General features: G+C 41.0%; 8 protein-coding genes. 3 read left to right on the top strand and 5 right to left on the bottom strand.

All coding sequences use genetic code 11. The features are described 5' to 3' along the window. Positions 1 to 147: 147 nt before the first annotated feature. The 5 genes from fabI to BMW30_RS06490 form a co-directional block, all read right to left on the bottom strand. On the bottom strand, positions 148 to 912 hold the full coding sequence (gene fabI / locus BMW30_RS06510; protein WP_091475043.1) for an enoyl-ACP reductase FabI: 765 nt from the start codon (positions 910 to 912) through the stop codon (positions 148 to 150). Between the two features lie 81 nt (positions 913 to 993). Further along, the gene (mgtE, locus tag BMW30_RS06505) at positions 994 to 2,361 is read right to left on the bottom strand and encodes a magnesium transporter (protein WP_091475041.1); all 1,368 of its coding nucleotides are present in this window, start codon (positions 2,359 to 2,361) and stop codon (positions 994 to 996) included. 15 nt (positions 2,362 to 2,376) lie between these two features. Then, entirely contained in the window at positions 2,377 to 3,177 is an 801-nt protein-coding gene (locus BMW30_RS06500; protein WP_091475039.1) for an NAD kinase, read from the bottom strand. A 20-nt stretch (positions 3,178 to 3,197) separates the two neighbouring features. After that, a complete protein-coding gene (locus tag BMW30_RS06495) occupies positions 3,198 to 3,815 on the bottom strand; it encodes a GTP pyrophosphokinase (protein WP_091475037.1) in 618 nt (205 codons plus the stop codon). A 19-nt stretch (positions 3,816 to 3,834) separates the two neighbouring features. Continuing rightward, on the bottom strand, positions 3,835 to 4,179 hold the full coding sequence (locus BMW30_RS06490) for a UPF0738 family protein (RefSeq protein ID WP_091475034.1): 345 nt from the start codon (positions 4,177 to 4,179) through the stop codon (positions 3,835 to 3,837). Positions 4,180 to 4,285: 106 nt separating this feature from the next. On the opposite strand from BMW30_RS06490, the gene BMW30_RS06485 reads away from it, so the two are divergent. From BMW30_RS06485 to BMW30_RS06475, 3 genes are read left to right on the top strand one after another with little or no spacing between them, the layout of a single operon-like run. Next, on the top strand, positions 4,286 to 4,858 hold the full coding sequence (locus BMW30_RS06485) for a CYTH domain-containing protein (RefSeq protein WP_091475033.1): 573 nt from the start codon (positions 4,286 to 4,288) through the stop codon (positions 4,856 to 4,858). After that, entirely contained in the window at positions 4,855 to 5,235 is a 381-nt protein-coding gene (locus tag BMW30_RS06480; protein WP_091475031.1) for a globin domain-containing protein, read from the top strand. Before BMW30_RS06485 ends, BMW30_RS06480 begins: the two co-directional genes overlap by 4 nt. A gap of 13 nt (positions 5,236 to 5,248) precedes the next feature. Continuing rightward, positions 5,249 to 6,028: a DsbA family protein gene (locus tag BMW30_RS06475; RefSeq protein ID WP_091475029.1), complete on the top strand. Its 780-nt coding sequence runs from the start codon at positions 5,249 to 5,251 to the stop codon at positions 6,026 to 6,028. Positions 6,029 to 6,245 lie beyond the last annotated feature (217 nt).

The following is a 6,245-nucleotide window of genomic DNA, read 5'->3' as shown; positions in this document are numbered from 1 at the left end:
CGTTCCAATGAAACTTGCTCACTGACACGCAGATTGATTTGCGTTCCAATGAGACTCGCTCACTGACACCCAGATGGGTTTAACCCAACAAACCAACCAAAAAACAGCGACCGCCCCGCGGTCGCTGTCCCACTAACCAAAATTAATTTATAAAATATGATACCCTGAGTCTACATGCAATACTTCACCTGTAATACCGCTCGCTAAATCAGACAGTAGGAATGCAACTGCATTACCGACTTCTAGCTGATCGACGTTGCGGCGTAACGGTGCGCGCTCTGCGATTACTTTTAGGATTGATTTGAACTCACCAACCGCTGACGAAGAAAGCGTACGGATTGGCCCTGCTGATACTGCATTGACACGGAATCCTTTTGGTCCGAGGTCTGATGCTAAGTATTGAACACTTGAGTCTAGTGCAGCTTTCGCTACACCCATCACGTTATAGTTTGGTACTGCGCGCTCTCCACCTAGATATGTCATCGTTACGATTGATGCACCTTCGTTGAAAATTTCTTTCGCTTGGTTCGCAATTGCTGTTAATGAATACGCTGAAATATCTAATGCTGTTTGGAATCCTTGGCGGCTTGTTTCTACGTACTCGCCAATCAAATCTTCACGTGGTGCGAATGCAATGGCATGCATCACGCCGTCGATTTTCCCAACTTTTTCTCCGATTTCTTTAAACGCGCTCTCGATTGCTGCGTCATCTTGTACGTCACACTCAACAACAACGTCGTGATCGCCTTCCAGTTCTACGAGTAGTTTATCGAGTTCTTTACGGAAGCGTTCATTTAAAATTGTGAAGACGAGTTTCGCACCCATCTTATCTAATGCTTGTGCAGCACCCCATGCAATACTTCGCTTGTTGGCAACACCCATAATTACATACGTTTTACCTTCTAAATTCATGGTCGAGCTCCTTTTAAATTCATATTTTGTATTTAGTACCTAGTGCTAATTTACTATTAAATCACACAAAAATCAACTATTTTAAAGCAGCGTATGGATAAACATATTCGCCAAACTGAAATAGACGAGCAAGCTGATGATGTCATTCCCCGTTGTTATAAAAGGACCGCTGGCAATCGCTGGGTCGATGCCGATCTTATTCATAAACATCGGCACGAGTGTCCCTGTCAAAGTTGCAAACGTCATCGCAATAATTAAACTGACGCTCACGATTACGCCGAGCATCACTTCTTGGTACATCAGCGTAATGATAACGAGTAGAATCGCCCCACAAACGATTCCTGTAATAAAACCTGAACCCATCTCACGCATCGCAATTCGTGTCTTACTTGCATCCTTGATTTCACCACTCGAAATACCACGTACAGCGACCGCGAGCGATTGTGTGCCTGTATTACCTGCCATACCACCAATAATGGGGATAAAGGCCCCGAGCACCGCGACTTGTTGCAACGTATCTTCAAACGTCGTCAACATCGTTGCAGTAATCATTCCCATGAACGTTAAGCCGACCAACCATGGGAGTCGTTTCTTTGCTGTAGAGAACGCGTTCTCATTTGTGTTCTCATCGTCTGTTAAACCGGCAAGTCGTGCATAGTCTTCGCTCGCCTCTTCGTCGATAACGTCGATGATGTCATCGTGCGTGATGATACCGAGTAGGTGCCCTTGATAATCGGTTACCGGAATGGCTAGGAAGTCGTAGTCTCGCATTAATTGCGCAACTTCTTCCTGGTCGACGCCTGTGTTGACACTGACGACACGCTCAATCATGACGTCTCCGATATATTCATCGTCATCAGAGATGATCAACTCTCTTAAACTGATAATTCCGACGAGTTTTTCTTGATCGACGACGAACACATAGTAGATTGTCTCAGAGTCTGGTGCAGCTTCTTTTAAGTAACGCATTGCTTCTCTGACGGTCATCGTTGATTCGATGCTGACGTACTCGGTCGTCATAATACCGCCGGCAGTATCGGCTTCATAGTTGATTAAACTGCTGATTTCAGCACGAGACTCCGGTTGCATTAAAGCGAGCAGTGAAGTCATCTTTTCTCTTGATAGTTCATTTAAAATATCTACGGCATTATCAAATTGCATGCTTTCCAACATTTTTGCTGCATAGCGAGAGTCCATCGTTTCAAATAAATAGTCGTGATCCACGTCATCGATATCGATAGAATCATAGAACTCTGCGACTTCTTCAGGTGATAACACAGCGTATAGACGTGCCTTTTCTTCGTCGTCCATCGCGATGTAAAGCTCACTCTGTTCATATTCGTGCAAGTCTAAAAATGTTTCTTTAAAAGTCGCACGATCATCACTACGAAGTTGTTCAATTAATTGTAGCTGTTCTTCATTTAGTTCAGTGTTCTCTTGTTCTGTCATAGCGACCTCCTGCGACTAAAGTTTATCGGCAATAAATGAGTTGTGTACACGTTGCCAAAATGGCAATGAGCGCAAGCGTGCGAAGCGCACAGATTCTTTTGCCACACGACATTCAATGCGTTCGAGTCTGTCATATAGAAAATGATTCGTGTCCACAGTCACTTTATAATGTCCAGCATTCACGAGTGACATTTTAATGTAATGATGCGCTGGTAAAATGAGTGGCGCCCCTACAGTTCTAAATACCCTGTTATTAATCGATGCAATCTCTGTCATTTGCATCGCACGGAAAGATGGGTGGACGAGTGCCCCACCGAGTGATTTGTTGTACGCAGTAGAACCACTCGGTGTTGAAATACATAAGCCATCGCCACGAAATCTCTCAAAGTGATTTTCTTTTATAGAGACGTCTGAAACGAGTGTGGACCCATCATGGGTTCTTAACGTCGCTTCATTCAATGCGAGCTTAGAATCTTTTGAGCCGTCATGGAAAAACAAGTCCACTTCTAACAATGGGTAATCGATGACATCAATACGATTTGATGCGAGTCGGTCGACTAATATATCCAGTTCATGTGGCCTAAAATCTGCATAGAAGCCAAGGTGTCCGGTATGCACACCGATAAAAGCCACTTTTTCCAACATGGATTTATACTTAGAGAATGCATGAAGCAACGTGCCGTCCCCTCCAATTGAAATCACAATCTCTGGTGCGTCATCATCTCTTTTAAAATTAATCTTCTCTAATTTTTCGTGTAACAATTCTGAAATTGCTGCAGATTCTGAATCGGTTTTCACAACGACTGAATAACGCATAGAACGACACCTCATCATCATTATTTTCGTTTCTTTGAAAAATACTTCTGTGCTTCCATAATCTCTTCACGGATCTCTGACATTTCTCGGTCCAACAGTTGTGCTGCTTGTGCCGCATTTTGTAGGCGACGTTGAATTTCTGGTGGATACTCACCTTGATATTTATAGTTGAGCGAGTGCTCAATCGTTGCCCAAAAATTCATGGCGAGCGTACGGATTTGTAACTCAGCTAAGATTACGATCGTACCGTCAATTGTCTCGACCGGATATTTTAAAATCATATGGTAAGAACGATACCCACTTGATTTGATCTCAGTTACATAGTCGCGTTCTTCAACGACAATCATATCCGTACGATTTCTAATTTGCTCACAAATCACTTCGATATCATCTTCAAATTGACACATGACGCGCACACCGGCGATATCGTACATTTCTTCACGCAAGCGATCATATGGAATGTTGCGCACATTCGCTTTTTCAATGATGCTTTTTATCGGTTTGACGCGTGCGGTTACAAATTCTACCGGTGAGGTCTGTTGATTCACTTGATAGTCCTTACGGATGCCTTTTAACTTGATTTTTAACTCTTGAATGGCCTGTTCGTAAGGCGATAAAAAAATATCCCACTTATCCATATGCAATCATCCTTCAACATTATTGTCTCAGTACACTGACTACCGCTTCCTCAAATGCTTGCCCATAATTGTTGTTGCCTTCAATATTCTCAAGTAAATCATTGAGCTCATCCCAGAAGTCTGTGAGTACGATATCATCGTTCACAATCATTTGCTTCCCTTTATGATCTTCGAGCATTGACCACGTCTCTTGAACGAAGTGCAATCGTTTAAACATTTCTCCATCATCTAGCAAATATATAAAAGAAAAATTGTCAGAATCAACAATCATTCGATTGGCTAATGTCATGCCTGCTGTTGTTTTATCAGTAAATAATTTCATTTCATCGTTTTCAATTTTAATTTCAGTAACATATATATCCAATTTACTTCACCTCGCTCTATTATTTTAACATAGCAATCATCATAAAATCAGTTTGCTTTACATGAGTTTTAATATTAATCATAATATCTATTAAGGAGTTGACCACATGGCACATTTGGAAATTGAATTTAAGACGTTACTCGATAAAAAAACATTTGACCGTTTGAAAGTCACCTACTTTGTTAACGCGTCTTTAATTTCACAAGAGAACATATACATCGATACTGATGACTTTGACTTGCGTCGAAATCGCATGATGTTGCGCGTTCGTGTCATTGGAAAAACACATATGATGACTTTGAAGAAGCCTGTTTCGGGCGGAATTTTAGAGTTTGATGGTACAATAGAAGAACCAATAAATAGCAATCTATTAAAACAGATGCCACAAAATATCGCCGACGAACTGAACGTGCATCATATTGATATATCTGCACTGAAAGTACAAGGCCGTTTACATACGGAACGACTTGAAACTGTGGTAGATGCTGGATTACTCGTTCTTGATAAGAGTACATACTTAAACACAGTTGACTATGAGCTAGAATTCGAAGCACTCGCATATGATAGCGGAGAGATTTATTTCAAACAATTTTTAGAGAGAAATCAAATTGAAGCACGCTCAGACTTACCGAAGAGCGAGCGGTTTTATCGTACATTGTATAAGGAGAAAGTAGAATGAGTACATTATTTGAAAAAGTTGGAGAAGAACGCCTTCACCGAATGATAGACACATTTTATGGCTATGTTTCACAAGATGAGATCTTACTAAAAATATTCCCACAAAACTGGGATGAAATCGCATATAAACAAAAATTATTTCAAACACAGTTTCTTGGCGGCCCGAATTTATATATACAAGAGTTTGGCCACCCGATGATGCGCGCACGACACATGCCGTTTCGTATTACTGACATAGAAAAAGAAGCATGGCTTAAAAATATGCGCCGTGCAATGCAAGATGTTGGTTTAGAAGAGGAACTACAAAAGGCGTTGATGGACCGCTATGAGCAAGTGGGTCAAATTATGGTGAACACGCCAGTAGATGAACATAATTGATAGGTGATATTCGATGAAATCAGAAAAACTACAAGACTTGTTTCCACTCGTGGAAACGACCGATAAATCCGTAGAGATTTTTTACTTTTTCGATCCCTTTTGTGAAGATTGTTTAAGAGTTGAACCAATCATTAACAAATTGATGATCGAATATCGTGACTATATTATTTTACGCAAAATTTTATCGCCGTCATTAAAAGTTTTAACGAAATGCCAAGCACAATCATCAGGCGACATGGATAACATTGCTTTGGCTTATAAAGCCGCTGAATTGCAAGGTCAACTAAAAGCGAGAAATTTCTTGCGTTTCTTGTTAAATCGATTGGCACCAAACCGCTCGATTTGCACAGAAGACATCATACGCTCAAGTGCACGACTCGCTGGGCTTGATTTAGATGTATTCATTGAAGATATGCAGAACGATACGGTGCGCGCACTGCTCAAGCGCGACTTGAGTGTGTATAGAGAGATGGACATTGAAGAAAACCCTTCATTTGTGTTTTTTGGTGGTGATGTCCACGAAGCAGGCATTAAAATTGAAGGTACACATCCGTACTACATATTTACACATATCGTCAATGGACTCATCGACTTTAATATTAACAAGAGGCAGCTGCCGACAATTTTTGAATACATTGAAAAATTTGAGATCGTCAGCTTCGCTGAATTACAAGAAGTTTACGGTTGGCGACCGGGTCTATTGTTGAAAGAATTAAACAAAATGCAGATGCAACGATTGATTACATCGTTTGAAACAGATTATGGAAAATATTATAAAGTGCATTCGAATTGAGTGAAGTCCGGTCCCTCTTCTGGGGCCGGATTTTTTGTGGAAAAAGATGAGAGAAATACGCTATGACTTACAAAAAAATCATACTTGACTCCTTGGGGAATAGCGTCCGCAGTGAGACTACAGGCTCACGCGACGCCACAGGGAATCTTGTATGATTTTTGTATTAATGATGAATAGAAATTAGACAAAAAGAAATACTCACAGCACATGCTGTGAG

Source organism: Aliicoccus persicus, from assembly GCF_900110815.1.
GTDB lineage: Bacteria > Bacillota > Bacilli > Staphylococcales > Salinicoccaceae > Aliicoccus > Aliicoccus persicus.
Note: the sequence above shows the minus strand (reverse complement) of the source record. Positions and strands in the feature narration are given on the sequence as shown.